Consider the following 15568-nt stretch of genomic DNA (forward strand, 5'->3'; position numbering starts at 1 on the left):
GCCTGCAATAGCAACGCCTGCGGATCACCCGCCAGTTTGCCGGCCGCGAGCAAGTCGGTTTTGCTGAACTCATCCAGGCCCGACAGGCTCGGGCGCAGCGTTTCAGCCAGCGCCGGCGGCAACTCATCGAGTTCTTTGCGCAGGCTATCGATGGCCTGGCTGGCGCTGCTCAGGCGCAGGGCATCACCGCTGCCGAGGTAGTCCTCAACGTTGCGTGCCACCTCGTTCTGAAATTGTTGCGACAGCCCAAGATAACGCTCCATCAACAGATACGGGCGTTCGAGGGCTTTTTGCGACCACCACAGCGTAGCGCCGAGTGCCAGGCACACGGCGACCAGCAGCAGCGTATTGAGATTGGTGAGCAACTTCAGGCGCATGACGGCTACCAACGGCAGAAATGGTAAGCGCCTGAATTTATTGCGGTTCTGTTACAGGGTTATGACCGAATCAGTGGAATCTGATGAAAAAGTGGCACTTTGCTTTGAGTCGCGCGCGGTCTGTACCCGGTTGCGCCCGGCCCCCTTGGCCCGGTACAGCGCTTCGTCGGCCTGACTGGCCATCATCAGGCTGTCGCAGTCATCGTGCATTTCCACCACGCCGGCACTGAAGGTGCACCACAAATCCTGCGGCTGCGCCGGATAATGGATTTCGGCGAAGCGCTGGCGGATTTCGTCGAGCACTTTGTGCGCGGCTTCTATATCAGTGTCGGGCATGACGATGGCGAATTCTTCGCCGCCGTATCGGCCAATGAAATCGGTTTTGCGCAAACGCTGCTTGAGAAACAGCGCGAGGCTCTTGATCACACGGTCGCCCATCGGATGGCCGTGACTGTCGTTGACCCGTTTGAAGTGGTCGATGTCGAGCATGGCAAAGCTCAGCGGCTTGTTCTCGCGGCGGGCGCGGAATGAGCAATCCTCGAGCAGTTGCAGAATATGCGTGTGGTTGTACAGGCCGGTAAGGCTGTCGCGGACCATCCGTGCTTTCAGATTGCGCGCGCGGGCGGCGCGGTTGCGCACGGTAGTGATCAGGTGGCGCGGCTTGATCGGTTTGGTCAGGAAGTCATCGCCGCCTTCGCTCATGGCGTCGAGCTGCTTGTCCAGATCGTCTTCGGCCGACAGATAAATGATCGGCACGCTGACGTAGCGATCATTGTGGCGAATGACTTTGGCCAGTTCGGTGCCGGTGCAGGCCGGCATGTACATGTCGAGGATGATCAGGTCCGGCTGGAAATCCGCCAGTTCGGCCATCGCCTGAATCGGTTCGATCAAGGTGCGCGTGACGATGCCGGCGCTGTTGAGCAGGCGTTCGGTGTGCAGGGCCTGCGCGCGCGAGTCGTCGATGATCAACACTTTATAAGGTTCGTATTGGGCGACGCAGGTGAGGACTTCGATCTTTTCCAGCAGGCTCGACGCTTCGAGAGTGCCGGTGAGGAATTCCTGGCCACCGGCACGCACGGCGGCGAGACGCGTCGGTGTGTCGGTTTCGTGCAGGCTGAAGAACAGCAGCGGCAGCGGTTCTTCCAGGCCAACCTGGGCTTCGGCGGCGAGCTTCAGGCCGATGCCGGCGCCGCTGAAATCCACGTCCATGACGATCGCTGCTGGCAGACGCTCGACCATTGAGGAGCGAAAGGCTGAAACACTGTCCAGCGCCTGCGCGCTCAGGCCGAAAAATTCCAGTTGCTTGGCCAGCCGCTCGGCGCGGTCGTAGTCCTGCAGCATTACGTAGATCGGTTTGCGCAGGGGCGGCAAAAAAGTCTGGTCGAGTTGGTCGCCATGGCGCAGGCCGGTACGCGACAAGCGCTGCATCAAGCGATTGAGGTCGGTGATCAGGCCGCTGCTGAGGCGTCCGCGGTTGGCGTCCACCGCTTCCAGCGACTGGCTGATGTGCCGCGCCAGTTGAGTGTGTTCGGGCTGTTCGAAGCGCTCGGCAAAACGCAGCAGGCGCAGGTTGGCCTCGCTCAGTTCGGCGAGGTCGACAGTGGACCACTCACTGCGTTGCAGGCGCTGCCATATCTCAAGAATCTGACGTGCCTGATGAATTACCCGCTGGGCAAAGTGGTGCTTGAGACGCTCACGGCTGGGGTCTTCTGGCTCGGTCATATCCTGACTACTAGTTAGGCTGCATGCTGAGATCGACTGGTGGCTCTATGCTAGCACCTCTTTTCCCTTACACGAGTGTCGTACGTCAATAATCTGCAATGCGTCACCATTCAGTTTCTGACCGGACGGTTTTGTTTTTGACCTTGGCGTCTGACAAGTCCCCGTAGACCGGGCACTCCCTGACTAAACAGGGTGATCAGGATGACCACGCTGTCGTGCTTTTACCCGAGCGCTGAGTGACCTTTGCGATGGTTTTCAAGCCAATGGGCTGAAGCGTGGGCATCGGGGATTCCCTTAGTCATCGTCGAAGCGTCATTCGGCCATACGAATTGCGGCTTATCTTTACGCGCGGGTGCCCGGCCTTGGCACGTTGTTGTATGGTTGTGGTCGAACCGTTGAACCCAAGTGATTGAAAGGATATCGCCATGCTGGACTGGAAAAACCGCGCGGGCAGCGCGCCTGAACGTGCCGCCGAGCCCAAGTCGGCCGCCCGCAGCTATGTCGGTGGGGTGCTGTTCAGCCGAGCTTTGGCCACGCTGATCGGCCTCTATCTGCTGGTGACCATTGGCCTGGGCTGGTACTGGAGCCAGGAGCCGGCGCTGTTTCCGGTCGCACAAAATGCGCAAGTGGCTGCCGAGAAAGAAGGCAAGCAGATGGTGATCGGCTACACCACCGTCGAAACCTTGAAGACTGTTGCCGGCACCTTGCTCAACAAACCGGGCGGCTACATTTCCAACGACCGCTTCCCGCCAGGCCTGTGGATGGACAACACGCCAAGCTGGGAATACGGCGTTCTGGTGCAGGTGCGTGACCTGACCCGGGCTCTGCGTAAAGACTTTGCCCGTTCGCAATCGCAGTCGGCGGAAGATGCCGATCTGGCCAAGGCCGAGCCGCGTTTCAACTTCGACAACAAAAGCTGGATCCTGCCGTCGAGTGAGTCGGAATATCAGGAAGGCATCAACTCGCTGAGCCGCTATCAGGCTCGCCTGTCTGATCCAACCCAGAAAAACGCGCTGTTCTATGCCCGCGCCGACAACCTGAACAACTGGCTGGGCGATGTCGGCACCCGTCTCGGTTCGCTGTCGCAACGCCTGTCGGCCAGCGTTGGCCGGGTCAAGCTCAATACCGCGCTGAAAACCGAAGTGCCGGCGATCGGCGAAGTACCACAGGTTGACGAAGAAGTCGTCGAGACTCCGTGGATGCAGATCGACAACGTGTTCTACGAAGCGCGTGGTCAGGCCTGGGCGCTGTCGCACCTGCTGCGCGCCATCGAGGTCGACTTCGCCGATGTGCTGGCGAAGAAGAATGCCACGGTCAGCGTGCGTCAGATCATCCGTGAACTGGAAGCCTCGCAGGAACCGGTCTGGAGTCCTATGATTCTTAACGGAAGCGGCTTCGGCGTCCTCGCCAACCACTCGCTGGTCATGGCCAACTATATTTCCCGTGCCAACGCCGCTGTGATCGATTTGCGTCAACTGCTCAATCAGGGCTGATTATGAGTCAGAACGCCAAAGAGGCGGCCCATCGCGCCGCCTCGGATGCCGAACAGATCGCCTGGGTCGACGAGCAGGACAACCTGCTCGGCGCGCTCGTCCGTGCCGATCTGCGCGAGCGTGGGCTGATTGGTCGAGGCACCTACATCATGTTGTTCAATTCCGCCGGAGAGCTTTGCGTGCACCGGCGCACCTTGAGCAAGGCGATTTATCCCGGCTACTGGGATGTCGCGGCGGGCGGCATGGTGCAGGCGGACGAGACCTACGCCGAGTCGGCGGCCCGTGAGCTGGAAGAAGAATTGGGTGTCAGCGGCGTAGAGTTGACGGCCCATGACCATTTCTACTTCGAAGACACTGGCAATCGTCTGTGGTGTTCGGCGTTTTCTGCGGTGTGGGACGGCCCGTTGAACCTGCAACCTGAAGAAGTGCTGGAAGCGCGCTTTATTCCAGTCGATCAGGTCATGCGGGAAATCGAGCAGAAGCCTTATTGCCCGGACTCTCTGGCCGCTTTGAAGCGCTATCTGAAGGCGCAGCAAAGCGACGTCGCAAAGAACACATAAATTGGCGCCGATTGGCACTTAGCAATCGGGATTTTTGCCGTTACACTGCGCGACCTTTTCAAGCTGCACCGTCCTGCTTTTATTGAAGCATCCGGTGCAGTAGCGCTGCCCCTGCCTGAGTGGGGCTTCGCGGTCGATGACCTTGCCCAAGGTCGCGATCAGTCTTTGTCCTCCCAAGAGGATTGCCGGTGGCCAAAAAAGCCGCATCCTTCGCCGCCCTTGGTGGCCTGGTATTTTCCACCGACGCAGGTCGTCATTGCCCGGAATGCAGTAAGCCGGTAGACGCCTGTATCTGCAAACAAACCGTGATCCCGGCCGGTGACGGCATTGCCCGCGTGCGTCGCGAGAGCAAGGGCCGTGGCGGCAAGACGGTGACCACCATCACCGGCGTGCCACTGGCCGAAGACGCGCTCAAAGAGTTGGCGACAACGTTGAAGAAACGTTGCGGCACTGGCGGGGCGTTGAAAGACGGCATCATCGAAATCCAGGGCGATCATGTCGAGCTACTCTTGGCTGAGCTGATCAAGCACGGTTTCAAAGCGAAGAAGTCCGGCGGCTAGCAGCCTCTGTGAAATCCATCTGCGGCTTGATCCGGCGCTGAAACACTTCAGATCCGGCGTCGTCTCCATGGTTTTCACAGAGCCTGTTCATGACCGGTTTCTAAACTCCACGCAGTCAGTGAGGTCTACCGCCGCACTGACGAACCGTCATTTTCATTCTTTAGACTGCGCCGGCCTGCGATCAGGCGACGCACTATGACTTCTTTATAGGGGACTTCGATGTCCGTACGACGCACACGCAAAGACGATGGCAGCCAATGGACAGTTGCGGACAGCCGCAGTGTTTACGGGATTCGCCATTGGGGGGCCGGGTATTTCGCGATCAATGACGCCGGTCGCGTCGAAGTTCGTCCGAACGGCCCGAGCAGCTCGCCTATCGACCTGTTCGAGCAAGTCGACCAACTGCGCAAGAGCGGTTTGTCTTTGCCGTTGCTGGTCCGTTTTCCCGACATCCTGCAAGACCGTGTCCGCCAGTTGACCGGCGCCTTCGATGCCAACATCGAGCGTCTGGAATACCAGAGCAAGTACACCGCGCTGTACCCGATCAAGGTTAACCAGCAAGAAGCGGTGATCGAGAACATCATTGCCACCCAGGACGTGTCCATCGGCCTGGAAGCCGGCTCCAAGCCTGAGCTGCTGGCCGTGCTGGCGCTGGCGCCGAAGGGCGGCACCATCGTCTGCAACGGTTACAAGGATCGTGAGTTCATCCGTCTGGCGCTGATGGGTCAGAAGCTCGGTCACAACGTGTTCATCGTCATCGAGAAAGAATCCGAAGTCGGTCTGGTGATCGAAGAAGCTGCCTCGCTGAAGGTCAAGCCACAGGTCGGCCTGCGCGTGCGTCTGTCGTCGCTGGCGTCGTCGAAGTGGGCGGACACTGGTGGCGAAAAATCCAAGTTCGGTCTGTCGGCGGCGCAACTGCTGTCGGTGGTCGAGCGTTTCCGCGCGGCCGGTCTCGATCAGGGCATCCGTCTGCTGCACTTCCACATGGGTTCGCAGATCGCCAACCTGGCCGACTACCAGCACGGCTTCAAGGAAGCGATCCGTTACTACGGCGAGCTGCGCAACCTCGGTCTGCCGGTTGATCACATCGACGTCGGTGGTGGTCTCGGTGTCGACTACGACGGCACGCACTCGCGCAACGCCAGCTCGATCAACTACGACATGGACGATTACGCCGGTGTCGTGGTCGGCATGCTCAAGGAGTTCTGCGACGCGCAGGCGTTGCCGCACCCGCACATCTTCTCCGAGAGCGGCCGCTCGCTGACCGCGCACCACGCGATGCTGGTCGTGCAGGTCACCGACGTCGAGAAGCACAACGACGAAATCCCGCAGATCGAAAACAAGGAAGCGCTGCCGGAAACCGTGCAGTGGCTGGTTGATCTGCTCGGCCCGACCGACATCGAAATGGTCACCGAAACCTACTGGCGTGCCACGCACTACATGAGCGATGTGGCTGCGCAGTACGCCGACGGCAAACTGACCCTGGCTGAAAAAGCCCTGGCCGAGCAATGCTACTTCGCTGTCTGCCGTCGCCTGCACAACTCGCTGAAAGCGCGTCAGCGTTCGCACCGTCAGGTGCTCGACGAACTCAACGACAAGCTGGCCGACAAGTACATCTGCAACTTCTCGGTATTCCAGAGCCTGCCGGACACCTGGGCGATCGATCAGGTCCTGCCGATCATCCCGCTGCACCGTCTCGACGAAGAGCCGCTGCGCCGCGCGGTGTTGCAGGATCTGACCTGCGATTCCGACGGTAAGATCAACCAGTACGTCGACGAGCAGAGCATCGAAACCAGCCTGCCAGTACACGGTTTGAATGAAGGCGAAGACTACCTGCTGGGCGTATTCCTGGTCGGCGCCTATCAGGAAATCCTTGGCGACATGCACAACCTGTTCGGCGACACCGACTCGGTGAACATCTACCAGAACGCCGATGGCGGCGTGTACCACGCTGGCATCGAGACCCACGACACCATCGAAGACATGCTGCGTTACGTGCACTTGTCGCCGGAAGAACTGATGACTCACTACCGCGACAAGTGCGCCAGTGCCCGCATCAGTGCCAGCGAGCGTACGCAATTTCTCGATGCCTTGCGTCTGGGCCTGACCCGTTCCTCCTACCTGTCCTCCTGACGCCAGGTGGCGATCTCGCCGGGTTGTCCGAATTTTTTCCGAAAGTGGTGGAAAATTCGCATGACCCGGTGGGATATCTCCCAAAATCTTCGCGAAATGCTTGGCATCCCCGGCCAGCAAAGTCATCCGGTCTGCTTTTCACGTAGGTCATTTCCTAAGTTGTACTTCAGCTCTCTACTCGGCCATGGCTCTCGGCGAGAATCCCCGACCGCCCCTCCTGTAGAGATCCGCCCATGTTCGAACCAGTCAACGAGTCGTCGTTTCGTCTCGATGTAGCGGGCCTGTCCGACCCCTTCGAAGTCCTGGCCTTTACCGGTAGCGAAGCCCTCAGCGAATCCTTTGCGTTCGAGATCGATGTGTTGATCGACGATCCGCACCTGGATCTCGCCGGTCTGCTTTACCGTTCGGCGTTCCTCTGTTTCGGGCCGTCGGGGGAGGGTGTGCACGGGCAATTGCAGAGCCTTGTCCAGCATGAGCATGATCATGGACAGGGTTTGCGGTTGAGCCGGATCCGTCTGGGGCCGAAACTGGGTTGCCTCGCGCTGCGCTTCAGCCAACGAATCTTCAGTGGCCGTTCGGTGCCGCAGATCATCGAACAGGTGCTCAGAGAGCACGGCATCGTCGGTGCCCAGCGCCGCTTCGAGTTACGCGGGGAGTACGCGCCCCGGACGTTCTGCACCCAATACCGCGAGTCCGATCTGCAACTGCTCCAGCGCTTGTGCGCGCAGGCGCGGATTCACTATTACTTTGAACACGACCGTGACCGGCATTGTCTGGTTTTTGCCGATGATCCGGCGCAGTTGCCCTTGGCCGGTGCCGCGCGGTATCAGCGCGAGGACAATGGGCATAACGCTTCTCGCACCTTGCACCAATGGCAGTTGCAAGAGACCGTGCAGGCCAGCTCATCGGGCCAGCAACAGGCCGAAGGACAAAGTGAGCTGGCGGCGTTGCGCAGCGGTCATTGGCTGCGATTGGCCGGTCATCCTTTCGCCGAATGCAATCGCCCATGGTTGCTCACACGCATTGAACATCGCGCCGATCCCTCCCTCGAACGTCCTTATGCCAATCGCTTGTTTGGTGCGTTGCAGGTGCCGTGTGCATCAGCCACTGCGCCCTCGCGCATGCACAGCCTGCAACGGGCGTGGGTGGTGACGGTGGACGAGCCGCAGCCTGATTGCCAGCGCCCGGTGGCGGTGCAATTCGATTGGCTCTATCAAGGTGAAGGCGCCGCGCCGAGTCACTGTTGGCTACCGCTCGCGCCATCCGTGGCGCAAACGCCAATGGCGGCGCTGAGCGATGGCGTCGAGGTGGTGGTGAGCTTTTTCGAGGGCGATCCGGATCAGCCGATGATCAGCGGTGTACTGCAACCGCCACTTGCCGTCGCCGAGCCTGACGATGCCCCGCCACTGCCCGACAGCTTGGTGAGTGAAGGCCTGCAGCAACTGCTGGCGTCCGGCGAGCCGTTGCTGCTGTTGTGCCTGATCCCCGGCGGCGGCAGTTTCAGTCACTGCGCAGAGCCGGTGTGCAGTTGTCGACTGGTCACCGCCCTTGAACAGAGCGGCACAACATGACTGGCGCGGCGCTTGAGCCCATGGCGCAGTGGCTGTTGCTCGATGGCCCGGATGCACCGCAGGCCTTGCTGGTATTGCGCCAGGCCTTTGCCGATGTGCGGTGCTTCAAGCTGTTCGATGGCACCGAGTTTGAACCGGTCAGCGAGCATGGCCCGGTGTTGATCGAGTTGCGCGATTGCCCGGCATTGGCCGCGTTGTGTCACCGCGATCCGGACACCTGGCGTGGGCTGTTGCTGGGCAGTGAGGTCTCGGCGCAACAGTTGCTGAGGCACTTGCAGCGCATGCTCACAGTGTCGTTCGGATTGAGTCATCGGGCGTTGCTCAGCTATTACAACCGGCAGACCGCGAGCTATTTTTTCGACGCTTGCGACGCCTCCGAATTGAGCCGCTGGCTCGGGCCGATCCGTCAGTTGCGCTGGTTCGGCGGCACTTGGGCCGACCGCGCGATTGGCAGCCAGGGCTGGCAGCAGTTGCGCAATCCGGGGCTTGCCGTCGAACCGCTGAGCATCGAAGAAAGCCTGACCCGGCGCCAGCGCGAACGCTTGCAAACCTGCTTGCTGGAACAGCACATCTGGCGCTGGTGCCAATCGTTGGGAACCGATTACGCGACGATGTCCTCCCATGTTCAACAAGGCCTGGCGCTGGGATTCAGCGACCGCACCGTGCTCGATGGCTGGTTATGGCTACGCTTGCTGCATCCGCGTGCCGTGCTGGTGCCACCGCCGGTGGGTTTGACCCAACAGCAGCGGCTTGACCATGTACGACGCCAGTGGCGCGGCGATCAGTCCTGAGGCGAGGTTCGGCGCGTATGACACGGTTATTCCGGCAAGGGGTGGGCGCTGTGATCGGCAGTGTGTTGCTGCTGGCGCTGAGCGGTTGCTCGCCCGTGCAGTTGCTCAACGCGCTGACGCCGGACAGCACCTACGACAAAACCATGGGCATCGCGTATGGCGACGACCCTCGGCAGAAGCTCGATGTGTATGTGCCGCATCAGCCGATGGCGGGCGCGCCGGTGGTGGTGTTTTTCTATGGCGGCAGCTGGAACAGTGGCTCGCGCGTTGACTACCGCTTTGTCGGTGAAGCGCTGGCGTCCCGGGGGATAGTCACGGTGGTGGCGGATTACCGTTTGTATCCACAGGTGCGCTATCCACTGTTTCTGCAGGACGGCGCGCGGGCGGTGGCGTGGACCAAAGCGCATATCCGCGAGTTTGCCGGCAACCCGCAGCGCTTGTATGTGATGGGCCACAGCTCTGGCGGATACAACGCAGCGATGCTTGCGCTGGATGGTGAGTGGCTCGCGGCGGTGGGCATGTCGCCCAAGGATTTGCGCGGCTGGATCGGTCTCGCCGGGCCTTACGACTTTCTGCCAATCAAGAATCCCGAGGTGCGCCCGGTGTTCTTCTGGCCGGACTCGCCGCCGCAATCGCAGCCGATCAACCATGTCAGTCGCGGCGCACCGCCTGCGCTGCTGATTGCCGCGACCGAGGATGATCTGGTCAACCCGACGCGCAACACCGGCGGGCTTGCGAGCAAACTGCGCGAGGCAGGGGTGCCTGTGCAGGACTTGTATTACTCGCGGCCCAATCACATTACGTTGGTTGCGACCTTGTCACGACCGTTGCGGCAACTGGCGCCGGTGCTCGATCAGGTGGTCGGGTTTATCGCCCACACTCCATCTCAGTGAACGCCGCCACTGAACCAGCCATCGTTGCGTTTGAGCCACCAGGCTTGTGCGCCGAGCGTCAGGCTGCGCAACACCATGAACAGCAGAAAAGATATCCACAGCCCGTGATTGCCCAGACCTTGCAACGCCCAGGCGAACGGCATCAACAGCACCACAGTGATCAACATGCCGTTGCGCATTTCCCGCGCGCGGGTGGCGCCGATGAACAAGCCGTCGAGCAAGTAGCTCCAGACTGCAATCAGCGGCAGCACGGCGAGGTAGGGCAGGTAGACGAAGGCCGTGTCGCGCACGCTCTGGATGTCGGTCTGCATCTCAATGAACAGGTGCCCGGCCAGCAGAAACAACGTGGCGAAGGCGAGGCTGGCGATCAGTGACCAGCCGCCGGCAACCACCAGCGATCGACGCAGGGCCAGGCGATCACGGGCGCCGATGGCGTGTCCGCACAAAGCTTCGACGGCATGGGCCAGACCGTCCAGCGCATGCGCCGTCAACAGCAAGCCATTGAGCAGCAGCGCGTTGGCGGCCACCGTCGAATCACCCAGTCGCGCGCCTTGCACGGTGATCATGAAAAACACCGATTGCAGCGCCAGGCTGCGGATGAAGATGTCGCGGTTGACCGCCAGCAACGGGCGCCAGCTCTGCCAGACCTTCAGCGCCGCCCAGACAATGTGCCCCGGATACGCCCGCAATGCCTTGCGTGTCAGCAGCAGGCCGAGCAGGGCGCCGCTCCACTCGGCGATCACCGAGGCCCGCGCCGAACCGACCACGCCCCAGTCCAGGCCGATGACGAACCACAAATTGAGAACGATGTTGATCAGGTTGGTGCTCAGCAGAATCGCCAGCGGCGCCCGGGCGTTTTGCGTGCCGAGGAACCAGCCGACCAGCGCATAACTGGCCAGCGCCGCCGGCAAGCCGAACAGCCGCGTGTGGAAAAAGTCCCGAGTGAGCTGATCCAGCTCCGACGACGGTTGCATGAAGTGCAGCGCGACGCCGCTCAGCGGCACACCCAACGTGCCAAGCACGAGTGCCAGTCCCATCGCCAGCAGCAGGCCCTGCAACAGAATCTGCCGTAATGCCGCACCGTCGCTGCGCCCGGCAGCCTGTGCGGCAAACCCGGTGGTGCCCATGCGCAGAAAACCCATGGCCCAAGCGAGAAAAGTGTAGAGGCTGGCGCCGACTGCCACCGCGCCCAATTGATGGGCGTGGGGCAGGTGGCCGATGACGGTGCTGTCGACCAGCGCCACCAGCGGTACGGAAATATTCGACAGAATCATGGGCGCGGCGAGTGCCCAGACCTTGCGGTGCGTCGGGCGGTCGCGCCAGTCGGCGATCAGAGTGGGCATGCAGGCTCCTTGGGGAAGCGGACATTGTAGCGATGCACCGCGGATTTACCGCACCCGAAATCTGCGTCGGGCGGCAATGGCGCTCCCCGACGACACATCGGGTTATGCGCCCAGCTCAAAAACATGCCGCGTATATCTATGTACCGCACACCAGATTTGCACACGGGGTTCAATCGCCCTCAAGCAGTCAAACAAATTACTGGAAGGCGCAATGGATCACTCTGAAAGCATCATCTCTGGCATCGTCAACGCCGTTGTGACGGCGCTTCGCTCCACCGGTTTTTTCGAAAGCGCAGAGAACGCGATAGTCAGCGCCCCCTATCGCAAGCACATTATCTGGCTGAAAAAACGCAGCGATGAAGCGTCCTTTGAGGTCCTCATCAAGGCTGAGATAACAAGAAGCGTTGATTGCAACGTGACGACTACATTGCCAGGCAGACTTCACAAAGAGTCGCTGGGATATTTTCGACTTGATTTGCCGATTACCCTGTCGACAAGAAAGGGATGCCCGGTCACCCACGAAGAAACGGTGTCGTTAGTGCTCACGGATAACACGTTCGATTATTCGAGCAGACAACCCATTGTTATTCATGCGCACGAGCATATTGATATTTCGTACGCGATTGAAAAAAAGCGCGCGGCGATTAGCGGTTGAGCGGTTGTTGAACAAAAAAACCGCCGGGTATTTCGCTGCGGCGCATGTCCGGAACATTAATGGATTGAATTGGCCTGTGTTTACTAATGATCAGGCTGTAAGGAAACGAAATGGAAAACGAGCGAAACATCATCCACGAACCTGTGTCTCAGGAAACTGTGCGCGACAGGGACTATTCCGAACGCCCGGAGAATATCCGGATAAAAGCCCCTGATCGGAAACATGTTTTCTGGCTGCCGAGGCGCGACGACGCGCAAACGCTGGTCGTACGGATTCAGGCCAGGATCACCGTTATTGGAGAATGCAATCTTTGGACAGACTGCGGAATGGGGGGCAATCTGTTTTTCGGTGATCTGGAGGCAATTCCGGAGGGTTATTACAAGATCGATAAACCCTATGAACTGACTACACAGCGACTGCAATGCGGTCGTGATGCCAAGACTTACGATCTGATACTCAGGGACAGCCTGCTTGCCTATTCCAGCACCGCTCCAATTGTTATTCACGCACATGAGGACATCGATATTCATTACACCGTAGAAGCCAGGCCCGAAGAATCCGGGAGTTGAGTGCTGCCAGCTTTGAATTGATTGATCCTGTATTTGATCAGCCCCCTGATATGAGGGGGCTTTTACAGGGTCAATGAATAATCCAGCTCAATAACCACAACCCCAGCAACAACCAGATGATCCCGGCAATGATCGAGGCATTCATGAACGCCCGAATCGCCGACCACAACAGCATCAACCCGACAATCAGCGCGATGATGCTGATGATCGAGGTGTCCATGCCCAGGGTTTTGGCCAGCCCGTCGACAAAGTTGCCGCCGGCATTGCTCAGAATGTTGAACAAGCCACTGAGGCCGTCGACGATAAAGCGGATGACCGAACCGAGCGCCTGGCCGAGCCATTCGAAAAAGCTTTCTACCTGCATGTGTGCATCCTGATGAAAGAGCTGAGCCTTGGGCCACAACGCAGGTGGCCGAGTTCCCTGCATGATAGAAGGTTTGCACCCATTCTGTGTGGGAGCGAGCCTGCTCGCGAATACGGTGGATCAGATAACTGATGGGTTGAATGACACAACGTATTCGCGAGCAGGCTCGCTCCCACATCAGATCACCTGCGCCGCTTGCCTTTGGTGGGTATCCCCCCGAAGCTATACGCCTTCAGGAGAGCCCGATGAACCTTGTTGAACTGACCGAACGCCTGCACGCCATTCGCGACCGCAATGACTGGCGGCAATTTCACAGCCCGAAAAATCTGGCCATGGCGGCCAGTGTCGAGATGTCTGAACTGGTGGAAATCTTCCAGTGGCTGACGGAAGACCAGTCGCGCCAGTTGCCGGCGGACAAACTCGCCCACGCCGGGCAGGAAGTCGGCGATATCGTGCTGTATCTGTTGCTGCTGTGCAGCGAATTGGGGTTGGACATGAATGAAGTGGTGCGCGCCAAGCTCGCCGACAGCGAACGGCGGTTCAGCTGATGAGCGACCGGCATTTCGATCAGTTGGCGACGCGGTTCGCCGAAAAAATCTATGGCGGCGCCAAAGGCGCGATTCGCCTCGCGGTGTTGCAGGCCGATCTTATCGAGGCATTGCCGGGTCGTCCGTTGCGGGTGCTCGACATTGGCGGCGGCCTTGGCCACATGTCGCTGTGGCTGGCTGAACGCGGTCACGATGTGACCTTCACCGAGCCGGCCGCACCGATGCTCGAAGGCGCGCGCCAGCGTTTCGCTGAAGCCGGGCAAACCGCGACGTTCATTCAGGCGCCATGGCAGGAACTGCTCGGGCAACTTACTGAACCGTACGATCTGGTGATCTGCCACGCCGTGCTGGAATGGCTCGCCGAACCCCACGCGATCCTGCCGGTGCTGCATCAGTTGACCAAGTCTGGTGGCTGGTTGTCGCTGGCGTTCTACAACCGTGATGCGCTGATCTACCGCAACCTGCTCAAAGGCCATTTCAAGAAAATGCGCAAGAACAGCATGGCCGGGGAAAAGCAGAGCCTGACCCCGCAACAACCGCTGGACCCACGGGAATTGGCAACGCAACTCGACGGCCTGTGGCAGGTCGAAACCCAGAGCGGGATTCGCGTTTTCCACGACTACATGCCGGTGGAGTTCCAGGCCCGCGCCGAACTCGCGGATTTGCTCGAGATGGAACTCGCTCACCGCCGTCACCCAAGCTTCGCCGGGCTTGGGCGCTACTTGCACTGGATCTGCCGGCCGATCTGATCGGAGCGCGACATGAAAGCTCAATCCGGGTTATTGCTGATCTGTCTGGGGTTGGCTGCCTGCCAAAGCAGCAACCCGTACGTGACGCAATCGCGGCCCTTGCCGCCTGCACCGCCCCAGGCCGCCGCCACCTTCGACCGCAGCGCGTACCCGGCGCCGCCGCGTGACTACGGACGCTATCGCAGTTGGGCCTGGCTCAATGGGCAATTGCCGCCGGGTACGGCGTGGGCCGATTCGGCGCAAGTGGCCGAGGCGGTGAGCAATGCCCTCGATCAGCGCGGTTTGCGCCCGCTGCACGACAAGCGCCCGGCCGACTTGTTGGTAAGCGCCAATCTGCGTTTGGAAACCCGCTTGCGTCAGGTCCAGGACGACTACGGTTATTACGGCGGCGGATACGGCGGCTATGATCGATATGGTCGCGGTTATGGCATGTACAACACGGTGCCGATCGTACGCACGTATTCGGAGCAGGTTGTGGTGGTGCAAGTCGATCTGTTCGATGCCGGCACGGGGCAACCGGTGTGGAGCGCCAGTGCTGAAACCGCGAACAAGGGCAGCGAAATCGATCGCACCGATTCGATCCGCGAGGCTGTGGAAAAGGCCATGTCGGCGTATCCTCCCGGTTAGCTTCCTGCCAATCAGAAGCTGCCGCAGGTTCATGTCTTCAACCGGAGAAAAACCATGTTCCGCCGTCTCGTTCTACTGGCCATGGCCGCGCTGCTCACCGCCTGCGCGGCCAACCAGGTCAACCACGACTTCGATGCCAGCCGCGACTTTGCCGCCTATCGCAGCTGGAGCTGGAAAGACCCCGCCCTGCAATATCGCCCCGATGATCCGCGAATCAAAAGCGACCTGACCGAACAGCGCATCCGCCAGGCAGTCGCCGACCAACTCGATCAGCGTGGCTTGCGCCCGGCGGCTGCGGGCGCCAAGGGTGACTTGAGTGTGCAGACCTACTTGATCGTCGAGGATCGTCAGCAGCAAGTAACAACCAACTACGGCGGCGGTTGGGGTGGCCCGTGGAACGGCTACTGGGGCGCACCGATGTACAACGAAACGCGCAACATCACCTACAAGGTCGCGACCATCCAGATCGACCTGCTCGACGGCAAGGACGGCAAACTGGTGTGGCGCGGCAGTGATGAGCAGATGCTCGCCAGCAAGCCTAATCCGCAGGATCGCAGCAATGCCATCCGCGAGACGGTCGGGCGGATTCTGGTCAACTATCCACCGCGCTGAA

General features: G+C 60.1%; 16 protein-coding genes. 13 read left to right on the forward strand and 3 right to left on the reverse strand.

The window, feature by feature from the left end:
- Positions 1-428: 428 nt before the first annotated feature.
- Positions 429-2099, reverse strand: coding sequence for a diguanylate cyclase GcbA (gene gcbA, locus AC3IUF_RS03135; protein ID WP_007914606.1), 1671 nt, complete (start codon positions 2097-2099; stop codon positions 429-431).
- 425 nt (positions 2100-2524) lie between these two features.
- Here gcbA and AC3IUF_RS03140 point away from each other — a divergent pair, with 425 nt between their 5' ends.
- The 7 genes from AC3IUF_RS03140 (at position 2525) to AC3IUF_RS03170 (ending at position 10100) form a co-directional block, all read left to right on the forward strand.
- Positions 2525-3592 (forward strand): DUF2333 family protein, encoded by a 1068-nt coding sequence (locus tag AC3IUF_RS03140; protein WP_007914608.1) that lies wholly within the window; start codon positions 2525-2527, stop codon positions 3590-3592.
- A gap of 2 nt (positions 3593-3594) precedes the next feature.
- Positions 3595-4152, forward strand: coding sequence for an NUDIX hydrolase (locus AC3IUF_RS03145; RefSeq protein ID WP_007914611.1), 558 nt, complete (start codon positions 3595-3597; stop codon positions 4150-4152).
- A 188-nt stretch (positions 4153-4340) separates the two neighbouring features.
- Complete coding sequence (locus AC3IUF_RS03150; protein ID WP_007914613.1) at positions 4341-4712, forward strand: translation initiation factor Sui1; 372 nt, start codon at positions 4341-4343, stop codon at positions 4710-4712.
- Positions 4713-4931: 219 nt separating this feature from the next.
- Entirely contained in the window at positions 4932-6845 is a 1914-nt protein-coding gene (gene speA, locus AC3IUF_RS03155) for an arginine decarboxylase (RefSeq protein WP_489280339.1), read from the forward strand.
- Positions 6846-7078: 233 nt separating this feature from the next.
- Complete coding sequence (locus tag AC3IUF_RS03160) at positions 7079-8416, forward strand: type VI secretion system Vgr family protein (RefSeq protein ID WP_414893239.1); 1338 nt, start codon at positions 7079-7081, stop codon at positions 8414-8416.
- Entirely contained in the window at positions 8413-9207 is a 795-nt protein-coding gene (locus AC3IUF_RS03165) for a DUF4123 domain-containing protein (protein ID WP_007914618.1), read from the forward strand. The genes AC3IUF_RS03160 and AC3IUF_RS03165 overlap by 4 nt, the downstream gene beginning before the upstream one ends.
- 17 nt (positions 9208-9224) lie before the next feature.
- Positions 9225-10100 (forward strand): alpha/beta hydrolase, encoded by an 876-nt coding sequence (locus AC3IUF_RS03170; RefSeq protein WP_414916636.1) that lies wholly within the window; start codon positions 9225-9227, stop codon positions 10098-10100.
- Here the strand turns inward: AC3IUF_RS03170 and AC3IUF_RS03175 are convergent.
- On the reverse strand, positions 10094-11443 hold the full coding sequence (locus AC3IUF_RS03175; protein ID WP_489280341.1) for an MATE family efflux transporter: 1350 nt from the start codon (positions 11441-11443) through the stop codon (positions 10094-10096). The genes AC3IUF_RS03170 and AC3IUF_RS03175 overlap by 7 nt on opposite strands.
- 211 nt (positions 11444-11654) lie before the next feature.
- Between AC3IUF_RS03175 and AC3IUF_RS03180 the strand changes: the two genes are divergently transcribed.
- On the forward strand, positions 11655-12098 hold the full coding sequence (locus AC3IUF_RS03180; RefSeq protein ID WP_463544052.1) for an ecotin family protein: 444 nt from the start codon (positions 11655-11657) through the stop codon (positions 12096-12098).
- A 110-nt stretch (positions 12099-12208) separates the two neighbouring features.
- On the forward strand, positions 12209-12667 hold the full coding sequence (locus AC3IUF_RS03185) for an ecotin family protein (RefSeq protein WP_123376937.1): 459 nt from the start codon (positions 12209-12211) through the stop codon (positions 12665-12667).
- A gap of 70 nt (positions 12668-12737) precedes the next feature.
- Here the strand turns inward: AC3IUF_RS03185 and AC3IUF_RS03190 are convergent, their stop codons facing one another.
- Complete coding sequence (locus AC3IUF_RS03190) at positions 12738-13031, reverse strand: hypothetical protein (protein ID WP_007914623.1); 294 nt, start codon at positions 13029-13031, stop codon at positions 12738-12740.
- A 245-nt stretch (positions 13032-13276) separates the two neighbouring features.
- Here AC3IUF_RS03190 and AC3IUF_RS03195 point away from each other — a divergent pair, with 245 nt between their 5' ends.
- The 4 genes from AC3IUF_RS03195 to AC3IUF_RS03210 are packed head-to-tail and all read left to right on the forward strand — an operon-like array spanning position 13277 to position 15567.
- Positions 13277-13579 carry a MazG-like family protein gene (locus AC3IUF_RS03195; RefSeq protein WP_007914625.1) on the forward strand — a complete coding sequence of 101 codons (303 nt, stop codon included), beginning with the start codon at positions 13277-13279 and terminating at the stop codon, positions 13577-13579.
- Positions 13579-14328: a methyltransferase gene (locus AC3IUF_RS03200; protein WP_007914626.1), complete on the forward strand. Its 750-nt coding sequence runs from the start codon at positions 13579-13581 to the stop codon at positions 14326-14328. Before AC3IUF_RS03195 ends, AC3IUF_RS03200 begins: the two co-directional genes overlap by 1 nt.
- Positions 14329-14340: 12 nt before the next feature.
- Positions 14341-14955, forward strand: coding sequence for a DUF4136 domain-containing protein (locus AC3IUF_RS03205; RefSeq protein WP_489280343.1), 615 nt, complete (start codon positions 14341-14343; stop codon positions 14953-14955).
- Positions 14956-15009: 54 nt separating this feature from the next.
- Positions 15010-15567 carry a DUF4136 domain-containing protein gene (locus AC3IUF_RS03210; RefSeq protein WP_414893243.1) on the forward strand — a complete coding sequence of 186 codons (558 nt, stop codon included), beginning with the start codon at positions 15010-15012 and terminating at the stop codon, positions 15565-15567.
- Position 15568 lies beyond the last annotated feature (1 nt).

It is taken from the genome of Pseudomonas sp. KH_040 (genome assembly GCF_057839305.1).